The organism is Rhizobium sp. YTUHZ044 (genome assembly GCF_051123975.1).
Classification (GTDB): Bacteria; Pseudomonadota; Alphaproteobacteria; order Rhizobiales; family Rhizobiaceae; genus Rhizobium.
Genome location: NZ_CP101431.1, coordinates 188,882 through 207,592, shown reverse-complemented (window position 1 = coordinate 207,592; position 18,711 = coordinate 188,882). Strand labels below are relative to the sequence as shown.

The 18,711-nt window shown below is 61.2% G+C and carries 16 protein-coding genes; 12 read left to right on the top strand and 4 right to left on the bottom strand.

Translation table 11 applies throughout. From position 1 onward, the window contains the following. Nucleotides 1-395: 395 nt before the first annotated feature. On the bottom strand, nt 396-848 hold the full coding sequence (locus NL154_RS31725) for a helix-turn-helix domain-containing protein (RefSeq protein ID WP_210633657.1): 453 nt from the start codon (nt 846-848) through the stop codon (nt 396-398). Nucleotides 849-1,190: 342 nt separating this feature from the next. Here NL154_RS31725 and NL154_RS31720 point away from each other — a divergent pair, with 342 nt between their 5' ends. From NL154_RS31720 to scpA, 5 genes are all read left to right on the top strand, one after another. Next, complete coding sequence (locus tag NL154_RS31720; RefSeq protein ID WP_434734670.1) at nt 1,191-2,393, top strand: MFS transporter; 1,203 nt, start codon at nt 1,191-1,193, stop codon at nt 2,391-2,393. A gap of 302 nt (nt 2,394-2,695) precedes the next feature. Next, complete coding sequence (locus NL154_RS31715) at nt 2,696-3,535, top strand: MetQ/NlpA family lipoprotein (RefSeq protein ID WP_434734669.1); 840 nt, start codon at nt 2,696-2,698, stop codon at nt 3,533-3,535. An 89-nt stretch (nt 3,536-3,624) separates the two neighbouring features. Beyond that, nucleotides 3,625-4,713, top strand: coding sequence for a methionine ABC transporter ATP-binding protein (locus NL154_RS31710; protein WP_434734668.1), 1,089 nt, complete (start codon nt 3,625-3,627; stop codon nt 4,711-4,713). Further along, the gene (locus NL154_RS31705; protein WP_434734667.1) at nt 4,694-5,347 is read left to right on the top strand and encodes a methionine ABC transporter permease; all 654 of its coding nucleotides are present in this window, start codon (nt 4,694-4,696) and stop codon (nt 5,345-5,347) included. The genes NL154_RS31710 and NL154_RS31705 overlap by 20 nt, the downstream gene beginning before the upstream one ends. A gap of 101 nt (nt 5,348-5,448) precedes the next feature. After that, nucleotides 5,449-7,587 (top strand): methylmalonyl-CoA mutase, encoded by a 2,139-nt coding sequence (gene scpA, locus NL154_RS31700; RefSeq protein WP_434734666.1) that lies wholly within the window; start codon nt 5,449-5,451, stop codon nt 7,585-7,587. A 45-nt stretch (nt 7,588-7,632) separates the two neighbouring features. On the opposite strand, the gene NL154_RS31695 is transcribed toward scpA, so the two are convergent. Further along, nucleotides 7,633-8,793, bottom strand: a complete 1,161-nt coding sequence (locus NL154_RS31695; protein WP_210633647.1) for a fumarylacetoacetate hydrolase family protein — start codon at nt 8,791-8,793, stop codon at nt 7,633-7,635. A 366-nt stretch (nt 8,794-9,159) separates the two neighbouring features. Between NL154_RS31695 and NL154_RS31690 the strand changes: the two genes are divergently transcribed. Both NL154_RS31690 and NL154_RS31685 read left to right on the top strand, forming a co-directional pair. Then, entirely contained in the window at nt 9,160-10,170 is a 1,011-nt protein-coding gene (locus NL154_RS31690; RefSeq protein ID WP_210633646.1) for a Gfo/Idh/MocA family protein, read from the top strand. Nucleotides 10,171-10,180: 10 nt separating this feature from the next. Continuing rightward, the gene (locus tag NL154_RS31685; RefSeq protein WP_210633644.1) at nt 10,181-11,275 is read left to right on the top strand and encodes a Gfo/Idh/MocA family protein; all 1,095 of its coding nucleotides are present in this window, start codon (nt 10,181-10,183) and stop codon (nt 11,273-11,275) included. Between the two features lie 68 nt (nt 11,276-11,343). On the opposite strand, the gene NL154_RS31680 is transcribed toward NL154_RS31685, so the two are convergent. After that, a complete protein-coding gene (locus NL154_RS31680; RefSeq protein ID WP_210633642.1) occupies nt 11,344-12,264 on the bottom strand; it encodes a helix-turn-helix domain-containing protein in 921 nt (306 codons plus the stop codon). Between the two features lie 86 nt (nt 12,265-12,350). On the opposite strand from NL154_RS31680, the gene NL154_RS31675 reads away from it, so the two are divergent. The 5 genes from NL154_RS31675 (at nt 12,351) to NL154_RS31655 (ending at nt 18,543) form a co-directional block, all read left to right on the top strand. After that, on the top strand, nt 12,351-13,625 hold the full coding sequence (locus tag NL154_RS31675; protein WP_210633640.1) for an extracellular solute-binding protein: 1,275 nt from the start codon (nt 12,351-12,353) through the stop codon (nt 13,623-13,625). Between the two features lie 87 nt (nt 13,626-13,712). After that, entirely contained in the window at nt 13,713-14,573 is an 861-nt protein-coding gene (locus tag NL154_RS31670; RefSeq protein ID WP_221147532.1) for a carbohydrate ABC transporter permease, read from the top strand. Beyond that, the gene (locus NL154_RS31665; RefSeq protein ID WP_064806618.1) at nt 14,570-15,406 is read left to right on the top strand and encodes a carbohydrate ABC transporter permease; all 837 of its coding nucleotides are present in this window, start codon (nt 14,570-14,572) and stop codon (nt 15,404-15,406) included. The genes NL154_RS31670 and NL154_RS31665 overlap by 4 nt, the downstream gene beginning before the upstream one ends. A 13-nt stretch (nt 15,407-15,419) precedes the next feature. Continuing rightward, a complete protein-coding gene (locus NL154_RS31660; protein ID WP_210633636.1) occupies nt 15,420-16,502 on the top strand; it encodes an ABC transporter ATP-binding protein in 1,083 nt (360 codons plus the stop codon). Nucleotides 16,503-16,539: 37 nt separating this feature from the next. Further along, nucleotides 16,540-18,543, top strand: a complete 2,004-nt coding sequence (locus NL154_RS31655; RefSeq protein WP_210633634.1) for an aldo/keto reductase — start codon at nt 16,540-16,542, stop codon at nt 18,541-18,543. Between the two features lie 45 nt (nt 18,544-18,588). On the opposite strand, the gene cydX is transcribed toward NL154_RS31655, so the two are convergent. After that, nucleotides 18,589-18,711: a cytochrome bd-I oxidase subunit CydX gene (cydX, locus tag NL154_RS31650; protein WP_210633633.1), complete on the bottom strand. Its 123-nt coding sequence runs from the start codon at nt 18,709-18,711 to the stop codon at nt 18,589-18,591.

The following is an 18,711-nucleotide window of genomic DNA, read 5'->3' as shown; positions in this document are numbered from 1 at the left end:
GGAAATCTCGAAAATGCGATTTAAAAGCTCTACGCGCTGAGAAACCGCATTTAGCGCCGATTCTGGAGGAGTGGCAAGGCAAATAGGGTTAACAAGACCCTATCAAAAGGTTGTCCAATCTTTTTCAAGCGGTTGCGCAGGCCGCGCCTGTCGCTGGCCGGTGCAATCGCACGTTCACGGGCCGAATCGGACGAGGTCGGCTGGAAACACCGGCATGATAATCCAAATCGCAATGTCGGGTGGGCAAAGCGCTTTGCGGCATGTCCGCAGCGGCAAGCCACCGGTTCGTCGGCATAGAGCACGGCGCGGCGGTAAGGTGCCGGGCTCTGGCCGATCAGCCGCAACTTGCCAGATCACGCGAGGCTGAGCTCGGAGGAGAATTGCCCGCCGGCCCGTTACTCGAGAGGCGGACGGGTGATATTCGCTATCGACGGCAAAGCCGGGCGGCTTTCCGCCTGCGCCATCGCTTTCACCAATGCGATGATCGTTTCACGGATATCGGGATCGGCAATCTTCAGAAAGGCCCGATTAAGCACCAGCCCTTCCTTCGTCCGCAGGAATTCAGCGACGGGGTCGGCGCGGTCCGGCAGATCCAGCCCTTGCAGGCTCAATGGCTGTGACTCGTTCTGCTGGAAGAAGAAGCTCGGTGAGGTGTGAAGCACTTCGGCGATTCGCTGCAAGCGGCTCGCACCAATGCGGTTGATGCCCTTCTCGTATTTCTGAACCTGCTGAAAAGTCACGCCGATCTGCTCGGCAAGCCGCTCCTGGCTCATTCCAAGCAGCTGCCGGCGTGTTCTGATGCGCGCTCCGACGTAGCTGTCTATGGCATTCGGTGTCTTGACATTCATCGCGTGTTTTCAGCCTCGATCGATTTCAATCGGCGCAGCTGTAGTACCCCTGCAAGCAGTTTTCCACGGTTGTTTCCATGTAGCATAGCATATCTGCGATGATCACGGCTGACTGTGATATGAAAACCCCCATCCGGCAAACGCCAGCGACGCAGGAACCGGTCGGCGGTGGGGAAAATCAGACAAAAGCCGTACCGATCCTGGCCAAACCGGGCTGGTGATCGTTGGCCGACCTGCGTTAAGTATCTTTCAGCGACCGTCGCTTGATAGTCTTGCCAGCCCCGATCGCCCAAAATCCATCGAAAACGACGGCACTGATCGTGCCTGTGCAGGAGGATGTTGATGGCAAGCGTTGCCGAGCGCGCACCCCGTTTCGAAAAGACAACGATGTCCATTCTGATGGCTGTCAGCTTCTGCCATATGCTGAACGACATCATGCAGTCGCTGCTCGCCTCGCTCTATCCACTGTTCAAGGCAAATTACGACCTCGATTTTGTCCAGATCGGCCTGCTGACCATGACGTTCCAGGTCACGGCGTCTCTGCTGCAGCCGGCGGTCGGCATCGTCACCGATCGCTGGCCGATGCCCTATTCGCTGCCGGTCGGCATGGCGAGCACTTTTTGCGGACTCATTCTGCTCGGCAATGCCGGCAATTTCGCGCTGCTGCTGGTCGCGGCAAGCCTGATCGGGTTTGGCTCGGCCGTCTTCCATCCGGAATCCTCGCGTGTTGCCCGTCTTGCCTCCGGCGGCCGCCACGGTTTCGCGCAGTCCTTTTTCCAGGTCGGTGGCAATGCCGGCCAGGCGATCGGTCCGCTGCTCGCCGCCTTCATCGTGCTGCCGCTCGGGCAGCACAGCGTCTCCTGGTTTGCCGCCATCGCGATGATCGGCATGATCGTGCTGAGCTGGGTAGGCAGCTGGTATATGAGCCACAGGCGACAAAACGCCAGCAAACCGGCCGCGAGTCGAACTCTGCCGTTATCGCAGAGCCGGGTCGTCCGGGCGCTGCTGATCCTCGTGTTGCTGACGGCGACGAAGAATGTCTACATGGCGAGCGTGTCGAGCTACTTCACCTTCTATGTCATCGACAGGTTCGAACTCAGCGTGCAGCAGGCGCAGCTGATGCTGTTCCTGTTCCTCGGTTCGGTCGCCGTCGGCACTTTCCTCGGCGGGCCGATCGGCGATCGCTTCGGTGCCCGTTTCGTCATCTGGTTTTCGATCCTCGGCGTCATTCCTTTCGCATTGCTGCTGCCCTATGCCGATCTTTTCTGGACAGGCGTGCTCAGCATCGTCATTGGCCTGGTCTTCGCGTCGGCCTTTTCAGCGATCGTCGTCTTCGCGCAGGAACTGGTGCCCGGCCGCGTCGGGCTGATTGCCGGCGTTTTCTTTGGCTTTGCATTCGGGGCAGGGGGGTTAGGGGCTGCGCTGCTCGGCGATTTTGCTGACACTCACGGCATCGCCTTCGTCTACCGCATCTGCTCCTACCTGCCGCTGCTCGGCCTGCTGACGATCTTCCTGCCGCGCATTCCGAATCAGAAGCCGGCCTAAGGCCATCCGGGACGTCACGATTGCCGTATCGGAGCGGGTCTGAGAAGTCCGTCGTCCCCTTTGGCCGCCGTGGTTGCAAACGGCGGCCACAGGCGACGTTTTCCTTTTTTAGGGGATGCTCACAAGCCGCAATTAATCCATAAATTTGATGGAAAATTTATCCTGCCGGTATTGATGACGGGGCAAGAGTTTTTCCGACCTTTCCTCCACATCAGACTTTCTTGCTTCGCCCGCGACCCAGCCATTTGCCATGATCGACCGGCTCGGGGCGTTCGGCCTCATTCAGTCAGACGGGATATAAAATGACCAAGAACAAAAATCTTCACGGCTTCCACCTTTCGCGCCGCGCGGCTCTTGCGGCCGTCGCTGTTTCCGCGGCTGCACTTTTTACCCTTGCGGCACCCGCACTTTCCTTTGCCGAGGACAAGTCGATCAAGGTCGGCATCATGGCCGGCGAGGATGAGGATGTATGGCGCGTGGTGACCAGCGAGGCGGCCAAGAAGGGCCTGACGATCGAGACCATCACCTTCAACGACTATACTCAGCCGAACGAAGCGCTGGAGCGCGGCGAAATCGACGCCAATGCCTTCCAGCACCGACCCTATCTCGACAACCAGATCCAGCAGCACGGCTATCACATCGTCCCCGTCGGCTATACCGGCGTCTGGCCGATCGGTCTCTATAGCAAGAAGCACAAGGCCGTCGCTGAGATCCCCGAAGGCGCCGTCATCGGCGTGCCGAACGATCCCTCGAACGAAGGTCGGGCACTGCGAGTTCTTCAGAATGAAGGCCTGATCAAGCTGAAGGACGGCACCGGCATTCTTGCGACAGTTGCTGACGTCAGCGACAATCCGAAGAAGATCGAGATCAAGGAGCTCGATGCCGGCATCGTCGGCCGTTCGATCGACGATCTCGATGCCGGCGTCGTCAATACCGACTGGGCGCTGAAAAGCGGTCTTTCTCCGGCCGAGCGCATCGCGCAGGAGCCGGCCGCCGATAACCCGTACCGCAACTTCATCGCCGTCAAGGAAGAGAACAAGAATGCGGACTGGGTCAAGACGCTGGTGTCGTCCTACCAGAACGACACCGTCAAGGCCGAGTTCGACAAGGTCTACAAAGGGACCGGTCTCAGCGCCTATTGATCCGAGAGAAGGCCGGGGTTAAGGCCTGCCTAAAGGCGGTTCGGGCATTCCCCGCTCGGACCGCCTTCGGCGTTTGCAAGGAAAAGCACATGAATTCGTTTGTTTCCACCACTGCGGTCGCGGCGCAGCCGCAGACGACGGTGACCGAAGAGGTGGTGAGGCTGATCGATGTGAAGCGGCGGTTCGGCACCACGCCGGCGCTCGACGGTATTTCGCTGAGCGTAAAGAGGGGCGAGATCCTCGGCATCATCGGCCGCAGCGGCGCCGGCAAGTCGACGCTGATCCGCTGCCTGAACGGGTTGGAGCGCGCCGACAGCGGCGAGATCCGCATCGAGGGCCGCGATATCACCCGACTTCAGGAGCAGGAGCTGCAGCCGCTGCGCCGCCGCATCGGCATGATCTTTCAGCACTTTAACCTGCTGTCCGCCAAAACGGTCGAGGAGAATGTCGCGCTGCCGCTGAAGATCGAGGGTGTTGCCAAGGCCGAACGCGTGAAGCGGGCCCACGAACTGCTCGAGCTCGTCGGGCTTGCCGACAAGGCGCAAGCCTATCCCGCATCACTCTCCGGCGGCCAGAAACAACGCGTCGGCATCGCTCGGGCCCTGGCAGCACGCCCGGCACTGCTGCTGTCGGACGAGGCGACATCGGCCCTCGACCCGGAGACAACACGATCGATTCTGGCGCTGCTCAGGGATATCAACCGTAAGCTCGGACTGACCATTCTGCTGATCACCCATGAGATGGAAGTGGTGCGCGGCATTGCTGATCGGGTCGCGGTCATCGATGCCGGGCGGATCGTCGAGGAGGGCCAGGTCTGGTCGGTTTTCGCCAATCCGCAGACTGACATCACCAGGAGCTTGCTGGGCGGCATCCGCCCGCAACTTCCCGATCACATTCTCGGCCGGCTGTCGGCGAAGACAGGCAGCGAAGTGATCCTCAGTGTTGATCTCGCCGGGCCGCAAGCGCAAGGGGCGCTGTTTGCGGAACTCTCGGCGATGCTGCCGCATTCCTTCCGCCTCGTCCATGGCGGCATCGACCATATCCAGAACCAGCCGGTGGCGCGGTTCTTCATCGCCGTCCCCGCGCGCGACCCCGCGCTCGCCGGAAAGGTCGAACAATTCCTGACAGCCCGGTCTGCCCGGGTGGAGGTGCTTGGTTATGACACCGATCATGCTTGAACTGCTTCTTCGCTCGCTTTGGGAGACGGTCCTGATGACTGTCGCCTCGGGGGTGATTTCGCTCTTCGCCGGGCTGCCGTTCGGCCTTGCCCTCGTCGTCACGGCGCGCGGCGGCATCGCCGAAAATCTCTGGATCAATCGCATGCTCGGCGCCGTCATCAACGGCTTCCGCTCGGTGCCATTCATCATCCTGCTGGTGGCGCTGATCCCGCTGACGCGGCTGATCGTCGGCACCGCGCTCGGCACCGGAGCGGCCATCGTGCCGCTCGCCATCGCCGCGACACCTTATTATGCGCGCATCGCCGAAGTATCGCTGCGGGAGGTCGACCGCGGGCTGATCGATGCCGTCCGCGCCATGGGCGGCAATCGCTGGACCATCATCCGCGAGGTGCTGGTGCCTGAAGCGCTCCCTGGCATCGTCGCCGGTTTCACCGTCACGCTGGTGACGCTGATCGGCGCCTCGGCCATGGCAGGCGCGATCGGCGCCGGCGGCCTCGGCGACCTTGCCATTCGCTATGGCTATCAGCGCTTCGAAACCAATGTCATGATCGCAGTGGTCGCCGTCCTCGTCATCCTCGTCTGCGGCATCCAGTGGCTCGGCGACCGACTGGTCGCCAAGCTCGACCACAGATAGGTCAAAACCGCAGGCGTGCGGCTGCTTTAATTGTCCTAAGGCCGTATCGCATCAGCCACCTGTGAAGTGATAAGGTGGCGATGAAGCAGCCGGAGGAACGCATGACGAAGAAGACGCTGTCGGATTGGGCGGAGCTTGCGCAGAAGGAACTGCGCGCCTCACCCGAGACACTGACCTGGCAGACGCCGGAAGGCATCGCTGTCAAGCCGCTTTATACCGCCGAGGATCTCGAAGGCGCCGCGCATCTCGGCTCGCTGCCCGGTTTTGCACCCTTTACCCGCGGACCGCGCGCGACGATGTATGCCGGCCGGCCATGGACGATCCGCCAATATGCCGGCTTCTCCACAGCCGAGGAATCGAACGCCTTTTATCGCCGCAATCTCGCAGCCGGCCAGAAGGGCCTGTCGGTCGCCTTCGATCTTGCCACCCATCGCGGTTATGACAGCGACCATCCTCGCGTCGAGGGCGATGTCGGCAAGGCGGGCGTCGCGATCGACAGCGTCGAGGATATGAAAATCCTGTTCGACGGTATTCCGCTTGGCGACATGTCGGTTTCAATGACCATGAACGGCGCCGTCATTCCGATCCTCGCTTCCTTCATCGTCGCCGGCGAAGAGCAGGGCGTGCCGAGGGCCGAGCTGTCGGGGACCATCCAGAACGACATCCTCAAGGAGTTCATGGTCCGCAACACCTATATCTATCCGCCCGAACCTTCGATGCGGATCGTTGCCGACATCATCGACTATACGGCAAGGGAGATGCCGAAATTCAATTCGATCTCGATCTCCGGCTATCACATGCAGGAGGCCGGCGCGACACTGGTCCAGGAGCTTGCCTTCACGCTGGCCGACGGCCGCGAATATGTCAGGGCGGCGATCGCCAAGGGTCTCAACGTCGATGATTTTGCCGGAAGACTCTCCTTCTTCTTTGCGGTCGGCATGAATTTTTTCATGGAGGCGGCAAAGCTGCGCGCCGCCCGGCTGCTCTGGACCCGTATCATGGAGGAGTTCCAGCCGAAGAAGGCATCCTCGCTGATGCTTCGCACCCATTGTCAGACCTCCGGCGTCTCATTGCAGGAGCAGGATCCCTACAACAACATCATTCGCACCGCTTTCGAGGCGATGTCGGCCGTGCTTGGCGGCACGCAGTCGCTGCACACCAATTCCTTCGACGAGGCGATCGCGCTGCCGACGGAATTCTCCGCCCGCATCGCCCGCAACACCCAGCTGATCCTCCAGCATGAAACCGGCGTGACCAAGGTGGTCGATCCGCTGGCCGGCTCATATTATGTCGAGAGCCTGACGAAGGAACTTGCCGACAAGGCCTGGGCGCTGATCGAGGAGGTGGAAGCGATCGGCGGCATGACGAAGGCTGTCAACGAAGGTCTGCCAAAGCGGCTAATCGAGGAAGCAGCGGCGCGCCGCCAGGCGGCCGTCGACAAGGGCGAGGAGGTCATCGTCGGCGTCAATCGCTACAGGCTCGACAACGAACAGCCGATCGACATTTTGGAAATCGACAACAGCGCGGTGCGCACCGCGCAGATCCGCCGCATCGAGGAGACGAAGCGGCGGCGTGACAGCAGCGCCGTGCGCGAAACGCTGGCCGCCCTGGCAGAAACCGCACGCAGCGGCAAAGGCAATTTGCTGGCCGCCGCCATCGAGGCGGCACGGGCCCGCGCCACTGTCGGCGAGATATCGGATGCGATGCGCGCCGCCTTTGGCGATCACGCCGCGACACCTGATGTCATCAAGGGCGTCTATGGCGAGGCCTATGACAACGAGCCGGAACTTGCCGTCCTGAGGGAGCGTATGGCAGAGGTGACGGAAGCGATGGGATACCGGCCGAAAATCATGGTCGCCAAGCTCGGTCAGGACGGGCACGACCGGGGCGCCAAGGTAATCGCCTCGGCCTTCGGCGATATCGGCTTCGACGTGCTCGCCGGTCCACTGTTTCAGACGCCTGACGAGGCTGTCGAGTTGGCGCTTGATCGCAAGGTCAATGTCGTCGGTGTCTCGTCGCTCGCCGCAGGCCACAGGACGCTGCTGCCGCAGTTGGTCGACAGGCTCAGGGAAAAGGGTGGTGACGATATCATCGTCGTCTGCGGCGGCGTCATTCCGCGGCAGGACTATGAATTCCTCCACGAACACGGCGTTGCGGCCGTGTTCGGCCCGGGCACGAACGTTCTGGAAGCGGCGAACTCCGTTCTCGACCTGCTAGAGGGCAAACGGCGAAACCAGTAATTCATAAAATCTGCGCAGCCGGAGGCAAACCGCTGCGCACTTTGCTTAGAGTAACCCGCGCGTCGCAAGGTTGCGCATCAGCGCCGATATGCCGAACGTCCAGGGCGGGCATTCGGTGGAGAGGCGCACGGTATTGACGAGCGCGCCGAGCCCGGCCGACGAAATCTCGACGACATCGCCGATCTTGTGCGTGAAGCCTTGCTTCGGCGCGTCACGGTCCTGCGTCGGCGCAAACAACGTGCCGAGGAAGAGCATGAAACCATCGGGGTATTGATGATGAGGGCCAAGCGTCTGTTTGACGAGATCGGTCGGGTCGCGGCTGATCTGCGACATCGAACTCTTGCCATGCAGCACGAAGCCATCCTGCCCGGTTACCTTTAGATCGAGTTCGGCCTTGCGTACCTCGTCGAGCCCGTAACCGGCATCGAACAGCCGGACGAACGGACCGATCGAGCAGGAGGCATTGTTGTCCTTGGCCTTGCCGAGCAAGAGGGCCGAGCGGCCTTCGACATCGCGAAGATTGACGTCATTGCCGAGCGTCGCACCCTTGATCTCGCCGCGGCTGTTGACCGCGAGCACGATTTCCGGCTCCGGATTGTTCCAGGTCGAGATCGGATGCAGGCCGACATCGGCACCCCAACCGACGGAAGAGAGCACCGGTGCCTTGGTGAAGACCTCGGCATCGGGACCGATGCCGACTTCGAGATATTGCGACCACATGCCTTCGTCGATCAGCGCCTGCTTGACCTTGGCGGCCTCGGGCGAACCGGCCTTGAGATTGGTGAGACTGCCGCCGATCAGCGCGCTGACGCGCTCGCGGATCGAAGCGGCGCGATCGGGATTGCCGGCCGCCTTCTCCTCAATGACGCGCTCGATCATCGACTGGGCAAAGGTGACGCCGCAGGCCTTGACCGCCTGCAGGTCGGCGGGCGCAAGCAGGCAGGGCCGTCCAGCATCCGGTTTTCCGGTGCTGTTGGCGGCAATCTCCTCCAGCGAACCGATCGCCTTGCCATTTGCGGCTCGGACGAAGCCCGCAGCATCCTGCGTCTCGAAGAGGGCGCTCAGTGTCGGCGCCTCGTGCGAGGTGATGTCGACGAGCATCCCGTCGCGAAGGGTCACGATGCTCGGGCCGGCAACTTCGGGATTCCAGACGCGGCCAACAAAAATTCCGCCGGAAACGGCAGCATCGAGAAGGGGATGAGTCATGGTGATCCTCCGTCACAGGCAAGCGGCGAGCGCTCTTGAAAGAATTCCGAGATCATTGCCGCCCTCCAGCCCGGCGGCGGCCGAAATCGATCACATTCGGCCGAATGGAGCAAGATAGGCGGGGGAAAAAGACTTTTGCCGGATTGGATCGAAAAGAGGAACTGCCTGCATCCATTCGAACGAAGGCCACAAATAACTATTTAGATACATAATAGTCGTTATTTTACAAACATTTAGATATGAGCACCAACGATTTCATCCCGCAACTCGCCTTGACAGCAGCCCGCTTTCGTTATCTGTTTTGGCCGAGATGGAGGACGCCGGCATCAGCCGGCCGCACGAAAATCCCGGGAGGATATTGCAGCGATGTTGAGATTTGCCGTCGTCGGAATCGACCATGGGCATACGTTCGATCACGTGAAGGGACTGCTCGCCGCAGGCGGCGAGTTCGTCGGCTATTGCCCGCAGACCTCCGTGCCGGCGTTGCGGGAAGCCTTTGAGAAGACCTATCCCGATGCACCGCAGATCGACCGAGAGAAACTGTTCGACGATCCGTCGATCGACGTCATCTGCATTTCCGCCATTCCGCGCGACCGGGCCGGGCTTGCCATCCGCGCGATGAAAGCGGGCAAGGATGTGATGACCGACAAGCCTGGTGTGACGACCTTTGCCCAGCTCGAAGAGGTCAAGCGCACCGTTGCCGAGACCGGCAAAATCTTCTCCATCTGCTTTTCCGAGCGCCATTGCGTGCGCTCCGCCGTCAAGGCCGGCAAGCTGGTAAAGGAAGGCGCGATCGGCAAGGTCATTCAGACGCTTGGCGTCGGTCCGCACCGGCTGCAGCTGCCGACACGTCCCGACTGGTTCTTCGAGCCCGAAGCCTTCGGTGGCATCATCGTCGACATCGCCTCGCACCAGGTCGATCAATTCCTGTTCTATACCGGCTCGACCTCGGGCGAAGTCATCGCCAGCTCGATCGGCAACTTCGGCATGCCCGATAAACCCGCCTTCCAGGATTTCGGCGAGGTGCTGCTGCGCTCCGACAGGGCGGCGGGCTACGTTCGCGTCGATTGGTTCACGCCGGAGGCGCTGCCGACCTGGGGCGACGGCCGTCTTACCATCCTGGGCACAGAGGGTTATATCGAGCTTCGCAAATATATCGATATTGCCGGCCGGCCGGGCAAGGATCACCTCTTCCTCGTCAATGGCAAGGAAATGACCCATATCGATTGCAGCGGTGAGAAGCTCGACTATTTCGACGCGTTCACTGCCGATGTCGCGAACCGCACGCAGACGGCGATGACGCAGGATCACGTTTTCGAAGTCTGCCGCCTTTCGCTCGAAGCCCAGACGAAGGCCGCGCGCATCGGCGCCCGCTGAGGAGGATATCATGGCCAGAAAATTACGCGTCGGTGTCATCGGCGCAGGCATCGCCGCGCGGCACCTGACCGGCTTCGGCTGGAACAAGGATCTCTTCGAGGTTCCCGTCCTTTGCTCGCTGGACGAGGATCGCGGCCGGGCGCTGTGCGACGAATTCGGCATTCGGGAATATACGCAGGATGCGGATTCGCTGTTTGCCCGGGACGATCTCGACATCATCGACATTTCGACGCCGCCGAGTTCGCATTTCGAGCTCTGCCGCAAAGGCATTGTGTCAGGCAAGCATGTGATCTGCGAAAAGCCGCTCTTCGGCTCGATTGCCGAGGTCGACGAGATGGGCCGCATCCTCACCAGCTTCCCCGGCCGGAAGCTGATGCCGATCTTTCAGTATCGCTACGGCTCCGGCCTGCAGAAGTTGAAACTGTTGATCGAGAAGGGCCTCGCCGGCAAGCCGTTCCTGACGACGATCGAGACCCATTGGTGGCGCGGTCCGGATTATTATGCCGTGCCGTGGCGCGGCAAATGGGCGAGTGAACTCGGCGGTGGCCTTCTCGGCCACGCGATCCACGCCCACGACATGCTGAACTACGTGCACGGCCCTTGCGCCGAGGTGTTTTCCTATGGCGCGACGCTGGTCAATCCGATCGAGGTCGAGGATACGGCCGCTCTTTCGGTGAAGATGCAGAACGGTTCGCTGGCGACACTGTCGATGACGCTCGGCTCACGCAAGGAAATCTCGCGGCTGCGTTTCTGCTTCAGCGATCTCGTCGCCGAAAGCATCCTCGAACCCTATACGATGGGCCGCGATCCCTGGGTCTTTACCGCCGGAACCGAAGAACACCAGGCGCGGGTCGATGCGGCGCTCGCCGCCTATGTGCCGGGCGAAGATGGTTATACCCGCCAGTTCGAGCTCTTCCACAAGGCGATCGTCGAGGACACGGAACCGCCGGTGACGTTGCAGGATGCCCGCAATTCGCTGGAGCTGGTGACGGCTGCCTATTTCTCCCAGCGCACCGGCCAGCCGACGCCGATGCCGATCGCCGCCGATCATCCGCTCTATCGCTCCTGGCTTCCGGAAGAACAGCGCGCGGCTGGCAGCCGCTGAATGATCAAGCGGAGGATGCCGGGCGGCGCTTGGCATCCTCCCTGACGGGCGATGAGGCGGAGCGTGCGTTAATTGCGGAAGGCGCCGGCGGGCATCGTCGTCACCAGCCGGATGTCGCGGCGGAAATCGGACGGCGACATGCCGGCGATGTGGCGGAAGGATTTGTTGAAGGCGCTGATCGAGCCGAAGCCGCTGTCCATCGCCACCTGCAGAACGTTGGCACCTTCGCTCATCAGCATCGCCTGGGCGCGCGACAGCCTGAGCAGCGTCACATATTTGCTGAGCGTCATGCCGGTCGATCGCTTGAAAAGGTTCATCGCATATTTCGGATGCAGATCGGCGGCGCGGGCGATATCGACCGAATCGATGTCCTGCAGAAAATTGGCGGCGATGAAATCACACATGCGCGCGACGCTGCGCGAGGAGTTGGGTTGCGGCTGATCGCCTTCCAGGCTGACGGCCGTTTTCGATGTCGTCATCGAATAGGGTTCGAGCGCGATGCGCTCGATGCGCAGCAGCAGTTCGTCGACTGCGTGCTGGGCCTTGGCGGAATCGCCAGACTTGGAATAGCGAGACCAGCGGGCGAAGTTCTCGTTGTCGGCGGCATCGGTTGCCGAAGTCAACAGCGTCTCGCCCTTCATTAGCCGGCTGGAAATGCTGATCGGCAGACGCAGCCGGAAGAAATAGATGAGCGGCAGATGGGCGCCGGCATAGAGCGAATCATCCGAGGATTCGTCCATCTGATGCGGCTGCCCGCCCCAGAACAGGCACATTTGACCGGCGCTCAGCCGGAATTCGTGGTCGCTCATCCGATAATGAACAGTGCCGCGCATGACGTAATTGACCTCGACCTGCGCATGCCAGTGCGGCATGGCCATGACGAGCGGATGGGCATGAAACATCTGCAGCGCCGTCGGCGAACCCTCGATGCTGCTTGCGCCGGGCTGATAGATTGCAGCCGTGCCGACCTTACTTTCCGCCAAATCCATATTCCCTTTTTAGGAGACAGCCGCTCCCTTGCGGATAGTCTAACCGCGTTCGTGAAAGATCGGCAATTGAAAAGGGAGGATTTTCAATGCGCTTCAAACTTCTCGCTGCGACCGCAGCTGTCGCACTGCTTGCTTCCGGCTCCGCCTTCGCTGAGTCGGCCAATCTCACAATCTGGAGCTGGAATGTCGCCGCATCGGCGTTGAAATCCACGCTGCCCGGTTTCAACAAACAATTCCCCGATATCAAGGTCACCGTCGAAGACCTTGGCAACAGCCAGGTTTTCGACAAGACGCTCGCGGCCTGCGCTGCCGGCGGCGACGGCTTGCCCGACATTGTCAGCATCGAGAATTTCGAGGCTGAAATCTTCTGGAGCCGTTTCCCCGATTGCTTCGCCAATCTGAAGGAGCTCGGCTACACGGCCGATATCCAGGCGAAGTTCCCCGACTTCAAGCGCACCGAACTTGAGGTCGGCGATGTCGCCTATGCCATGCCGTGGGATTCCGGCCCCGTCGCCGTTTTCTACCGCCGCGACATGTATGAAAAGGCCGGCGTCGATCCGAGCACGATCAGCACCTGGGACGATTTCATCGCGGCCGGCAAGAAGATTTCCGCCGCCAATCCCGGCGTCGTCATGGCGCAGGCGGATTTCAACGGCGACAGCGAATGGTTCCGCATGATCGCCAACGAACAGGGCTGCGGCTATTTCTCGACCGACGGCCAGAACATCACCATCAATCAGCCGGCCTGCGTCGCCGCGCTGCAAAAGGTGAAAGAGATGAAGGATGCGGGCACGCTGACGGCGGCCAACTGGGACGAGAAGATCCAGGCTAATACCGCCGGCAAGGCCGCAAGCCAGCTCTATGGCGGCTGGTATGAAGGCACCGTGCGCTCGACCTCGCCTGACCTCAAGGGCAAGTGGGGCGTTTACAGAATGCCGAGCCTGACGGCCGATGGTCCGCATGCCGCCAACCTCGGCGGTTCCTCGCTCGCCATTTCGGCGACTTCCGCAAACAAGGATGCCGCCTGGAAATTCGTCAATTACGCCCTCGGCACGAATGAAGGTCAGGTCACCATGCTGAAGGAATTCGGTCTGGTGCCGTCGCTGCTTTCTGCCGAAAAGGATCCTTTCGTCAACGAGGCGCAGCCCTATTGGGGCGGCCAGAAAGTCTGGGCCGACATCCTCGCGACACTGCCGAAGATCGTGCCGAGCCGCGGCACCGCCTTCCAGAGCGATGCCGAAGGCATCTTCAAGGCAACGCAGGCGAAATTCTTCGCGGGCGGCTACCCCGACGCGAAAGCGGCTCTCGACGATGCCGCCAAGCAGATCGCTTCCGCAACCGGACTTCCGATCGCGCAATGAATGACGATGCCGGGCGCTTCCCGCGCCCGGCTTTCTCCCGGCTTGCAACGCGCCCGGTCATTCATTCGTTCGTGAGGAGGAGGCTCGATGCCGTTCAGAACCCGGAGCGCCTATGCGTTCCTCGCCCCCTATCTGCTTGTTTTCGCCACCTTCTGGGTCTGGCCGATCATCGACTCATTCCTGATTTCCTTTCAGAACACGCGCATCAATCCGTGGAAATACAGTTTCCAGGCCAACTGGGGCCGGCTCTTCTACGACCCTGCCTTCTATAATGCTCTGTACAACACGCTGATCATCCTGGTGATCCAGGTGCCTGTAATGATCGCGCTGGCCACCGTCATGGCCGTACTGCTCAATTCGCCGCTCCTGAAAGCGCGCCCGCTTTTCCGTTTCGCCTTCTTTGCCCCCGTCGTCGTCGGTGAGGTTGCCTACGCGGCCGTGTTCCGGCTGATGTTCAGCCTCGATTTCGGCATCGTCAACAAGATGATCTCAGCGGTCGGCTTCAGCCCGATCTCCTGGTTCGACAACGCCAATGCCGCAATGGGCGTAATCATCCTCGCCGTCACATGGCGCTGGGCCGGCTATAACGCCATCATCATCCTGGCCGGCCTGCAGGCCATCCCCGACGATGTCTACGAGGCCGCGACGCTCGACCGGGTGAACAAGGCACAACAATTCTTCCACATCACCCTGCCGCTCTTAAAGCCGATCATCCTCTTCTGTGTGGTGCTCTCGGTGATCGGCACCATGCAGCTCTTTACCGAACCCTTCCTCATCACCAATCGCGGTGGTCCGGGCGGCGGCACGGAGACACTCGGCCTCTTCCTCTACCGCCAGGGTTTCACCTCGCTGAACTTCGGCTATGCCTCGGCGATCGCCTATACGATGGCCGCTCTCGCCGTGGTGATCTCCTTTTTCAATCTCTGGATCGGGAGGGACCCGAAATGAGATCCAAGTCGCAATCCCTTCTCATCCGTCAGATCGCGCTGCACGCCGCGCTGGCGCCGCTGGCGCTGATCTGGCTGTTTCCGCTGTGGATGATGTTCGTTTTCTCGACAATGCCCGACAACGGCATCTTCAATCCCGAGATCGTGCTGTGGCCATCGACCAACTTCGTCGAGAATTTCAAAAATCTGCAGGCCGATACCGATTTCGTTGGCGCAATGGTGATCTCCATCGGCGTGGCGCTTATCTATACCGTGCTCTCGGTGATGCTGACGTCGATGGCCGGCTGGGCGCTGGCACGTTACCGTTTTGTCGGCCGCTCCGTCGTCATCGCCATCATCCTCGGTACGATCACACTGCCGTTCTCCGTGGTCGTCATCCCGCAATTCATCATGGTGGCGCGCGAGTTCAAGCTGGCAAACACCTGGGTGGCACTGATCGTGCCGCCGCTCTTCAATTCCCTCGGCGTCTTATTCATGCGGCAGTCTTTCTCGATGATGCCGGGCGAGCTCTTCGACGCGGCCCGCGTCGAGGGGGTCAAGGAATGGCAGATCTTCCTGCGCATCGCCCTGCCGCTGGCGCGTCCGACCATGGCGGCATTGGCGATCATTCTCTTCCTGCATTCGTGGAACAATTACCTCTGGCCGCTGCTCATCAATTCCAGACCGGGGATGATGACGGCGCCGGTGGCATTGGGAACGCTGATCGGCCTCACCAAGGTGTCCTGGGGCGGCATCATGGCCGGCGCGGTGCTGCTGACGGCGCCGATCCTCGTCGTCTTCGTGGCGCTCCAGCGCCATTTCATCGCCGGCATCGCGGCCGGCGCAATCAAGTAATCGGGGAAGCCGAATGGCAGAGCTTTCATTGACCAACATCGTCAAACGCTTCGGCGGCTTCGAGATCATCCATGGCGCCAATCTGGAGGTGAAGGACGGCGAATTCGTCGTCTTCGTCGGCCCTTCCGGCTGTGGCAAGTCCACGCTGCTGAGGATGATCGCCGGTCTCGAGGATATTACATCGGGCGAGCTTCGGATCGGAGGCAAGGTCGTCAACGACGTCGAGCCGGCCGATCGCGGCATCGCCATGGTCTTCCAATCCTATGCGCTCTATCCGCATCTGACGGTCGAGGAGAATTTGAGCTTCGGCTTGCGCATGAACGGCAACCCGAAGTCCGATACCGAGCGGCGCGTGAGCCATGTCGCCGATATCCTGCAGATCACCGAACTGATGAAACGGCGGCCAAAACAGCTTTCCGGCGGTCAACGGCAGCGCGTCGCCATCGGGCGCGCCATCGTGCGCGAACCTGAGGTCTTCCTGTTCGACGAACCCCTATCGAACCTCGACGCAGAGCTGCGCGTGCAGATGCGTGTGGAAATATCAAGGCTGCACAAACAGCTCGGCACGACGATGATATACGTGACCCACGATCAGACGGAAGCGATGACGCTCGCCGACCGCATCGTCGTGCTGCGCGCCGGCAACATCGAGCAGATCGGCGCGCCGCTCGACCTCTATGACGATCCGGCCAACCAGTTCGTCGCCGGTTTCGTCGGCTCGCCGAAGATGAATTTCTTGAAAGCCGCGGTCGTCGAGGCGCAGCCGGGCAGGGCGGTGATCGCGCTGGAGAGCAATCCGGCGACGCGCCTGCCGCTGTCCGTCGCCGATCGCATCGAAACCGGTGCGAAAGTGACCCTCGGCATCCGGCCCGAACATTTCGTCGATGCAGGTGCCGGCGATACCGATCTTACCGTTGCCATAGATGTCGCCGAACACCTCGGCAATACCAGCTACATCTATGCCGCCGTCGGCGACGAACAGCTGATCATCGAGCGGCCGGAATCGCGCACATCAGGCAATCGCGAGACGCTGACCGTCGGCCTTCCCGCCAGCCGCACATTCCTTTTCGACGGCGCTGGCAAACGGCTCCGCTAAACCGCAATCCCAAGGCAGAAAGACGAAAGAGGTTTCCATGACTTCAGATCAACCGATCCGCTGGGGCATCATCGGCCCCGGCACCATCGCTCGCACCTTTGCCGATGGCGTTGCCCACTCGCGCACCGGCAAACTGGTCGCGATCGCCACCCGCAACCCCTCCAAGCCGGGACTTGCCGAAAACTTCCCGGGCGCCCGCATCGTCGATGGTTACGAGGCGCTGCTTTCCGACCCCGAAGTCGATGCGGTCTATATTTCCGTGCCCCATACCGGCCATGCCGAATGGGCGATCAAGGCGGCGCGCGCCGGCAAGCACATCCTGGTGGAAAAGCCGATCGCGCTTTCGGCCTATGATGCCGAAGCCGTTTATTACGAAGCCAAGAAAGCCGGCGTCTTTGCTGGCGAAGCTTTCATGTACCGGGTGCATCCGCAGACGGAAAAGCTGGTTCAGCTCATCAAGAGCGGCGTCATCGGCACGATCCGCATCATCCGTTCGAGCTTCGGCTTCAACATGGGCAGCTATAAGCCGGAGCATCGGCTTTTCGCCAATGATACCGCCGGCGGCGGCATTCTCGATGTCGGCGGCTATCCTGTTTCCATGGCGCGGTTGATCTCTGGCGCCGCGGAAGGCAAAGCCTTCCTCGAGCCGGAGAAGGTGTCGGGCGTCGCCCATCTCGGAGAGAGCGGCGTCGACGAATGGGCGTCGGCCGTGCTCAAGTTCCCGAACGAGATCATCGCCGAAGTCTCCTGCTCGATCATGGCTCAGCAGGACAATGTGCTGCGCATCATCGGCTCCGAAGGCCGGATCGAGGTCGCGGATTTCTGGTTCGCCTCCGGCCACAAGGGCGGCGTCGGCAAGATCGAGATCTTCAAGGGCGGCAAACAGGAGACGGTAGAGGTCAAGGAAGAGCGCTGGCTCTATTCCTTCGAAGCGGACGCGGCGGGCGATGCGATCCGGGCCGGCAGAACCGAGTTCAGTTCTCCAGGCATGAGCTGGGCCGATTCGATCGGAAACCTGCGCGTGCTCGACCAGTGGCGCGCCTCGGTCGGGCTCGAATATGGCGTCGAAAAAGCCGCCAAACGCACGGCCAATATATCAGGCGGCGCGGTCACGCGCGGCAACAGCATTCCGCAGCGACAGATTCCGGGCATCTCCAAGCCGGCTTCGGTCGTGACCCTCGGCTTCGAGTTCTTCCCGAACTTTGCCGCCGCCTCCCTGACGCTCGACGCCTTCTACGAAGCCGGCGGCAACGCCTTCGATACGGCTTTTGTCTATGGCGCCGGCAAGACGGAGGCGATCTTCGGGGACTGGCACACCAGCCGCAAGGTGCCGCGCGAGGAGATCGTGCTGATCGGCAAGGGCGCGCATTCGCCGCTCTGCTATCCCGACATGATTGCAAAGCAGCTCGACCAGTCGCTCGCCCGGCTGAAGACCGACTATGTCGACATCTATTTCATGCATCGCGACAATACCGACGTGCCTGTCGGCGAATTCGTCGATGCCATGGATGCCGAGGTCAAACGCGGCCGCATCCGCGGCATCTTCGGCGGCTCGAACTGGACGCGCGCACGTTTCGACGAGGCGATCGCCTATGCCGAAAAGACCGGCAAGAGGGCACCGGCAGCGCTCTCCAACAACTTCTCGCTTGCTGAGATGCTCGATCCGATCTGGGCCGGCTGCGTCGCCGCCTCCGACGACGACTGGAAGACGTGGCTTAACGACAAGCAGATCCCGAACTTCGCTTGGTCGAGCCAGGGCCGCGGCTTCTTCACCGACCGCGCTGGCCGCGACAAGCGGGACGATGAGGAGATCGTGCGGGTCTGGTATTCCGAGCGCAATTTCGGGCGCCGCGACCGCGCCATCGAGCTTGCCAACAAGCTCGGCCGCAACCCGATCCACATCGCGCTCGCCTATGTGATCGCCCAGCCTTTCCCGGTCATTCCATTGATCGGGCCGCGCACCATCGCCGAGCTGGAGGACAGCCTCTCGGCGCTCGACATCAAGCTGACACCCGATCAGGTGAAGTGGCTGGAAGGCTGATAAAACAGGGAAAGGGCGCGGTTCGAAGCCGCGCCCTTCGCATATTTATTTGCGCGTTTCGGACGCCTTTCTTCCGGCTGCGTCGTCCATCAGCTCGTACCACATGGCGTTGAGGACAGCGAAGGCGGCTGCCAGCGGCAGGCCGAGAATCCATGCGAAATACCACAT

Excerpts from the sequence above, each read along its gene's own strand:
- NL154_RS31685 (WP_210633644.1), top strand. The coding sequence starts at position 10,181 with ATGGCCAGAAAATTACGCGTCGGTGTCATCGGCGCAGGCATCGCCGCG.
- NL154_RS31720 (WP_434734670.1), top strand. The coding sequence starts at position 1,191 with ATGGCAAGCGTTGCCGAGCGCGCACCCCGTTTCGAAAAGACAACGATG.
- NL154_RS31705 (WP_434734667.1), top strand. The coding sequence starts at position 4,694 with ATGACACCGATCATGCTTGAACTGCTTCTTCGCTCGCTTTGGGAGACG.
- NL154_RS31710 (WP_434734668.1), top strand. The coding sequence starts at position 3,625 with ATGAATTCGTTTGTTTCCACCACTGCGGTCGCGGCGCAGCCGCAGACG.
- NL154_RS31725 (WP_210633657.1), bottom strand. The coding sequence starts at position 848 with ATGAATGTCAAGACACCGAATGCCATAGACAGCTACGTCGGAGCGCGC.
- NL154_RS31695 (WP_210633647.1), bottom strand. The coding sequence starts at position 8,793 with ATGACTCATCCCCTTCTCGATGCTGCCGTTTCCGGCGGAATTTTTGTT.
- NL154_RS31680 (WP_210633642.1), bottom strand. The coding sequence starts at position 12,264 with ATGGATTTGGCGGAAAGTAAGGTCGGCACGGCTGCAATCTATCAGCCC.
- NL154_RS31675 (WP_210633640.1), top strand. The coding sequence starts at position 12,351 with ATGCGCTTCAAACTTCTCGCTGCGACCGCAGCTGTCGCACTGCTTGCT.
- NL154_RS31715 (WP_434734669.1), top strand. The coding sequence starts at position 2,696 with ATGACCAAGAACAAAAATCTTCACGGCTTCCACCTTTCGCGCCGCGCG.
- NL154_RS31665 (WP_064806618.1), top strand. The coding sequence starts at position 14,570 with ATGAGATCCAAGTCGCAATCCCTTCTCATCCGTCAGATCGCGCTGCAC.
- NL154_RS31655 (WP_210633634.1), top strand. The coding sequence starts at position 16,540 with ATGACTTCAGATCAACCGATCCGCTGGGGCATCATCGGCCCCGGCACC.
- NL154_RS31690 (WP_210633646.1), top strand. The coding sequence starts at position 9,160 with ATGTTGAGATTTGCCGTCGTCGGAATCGACCATGGGCATACGTTCGAT.
- scpA (WP_434734666.1), top strand. The coding sequence starts at position 5,449 with ATGACGAAGAAGACGCTGTCGGATTGGGCGGAGCTTGCGCAGAAGGAA.
- NL154_RS31660 (WP_210633636.1), top strand. The coding sequence starts at position 15,420 with ATGGCAGAGCTTTCATTGACCAACATCGTCAAACGCTTCGGCGGCTTC.
- cydX (WP_210633633.1), bottom strand. The coding sequence starts at position 18,711 with ATGTGGTATTTCGCATGGATTCTCGGCCTGCCGCTGGCAGCCGCCTTC.
- NL154_RS31670 (WP_221147532.1), top strand. The coding sequence starts at position 13,713 with ATGCCGTTCAGAACCCGGAGCGCCTATGCGTTCCTCGCCCCCTATCTG.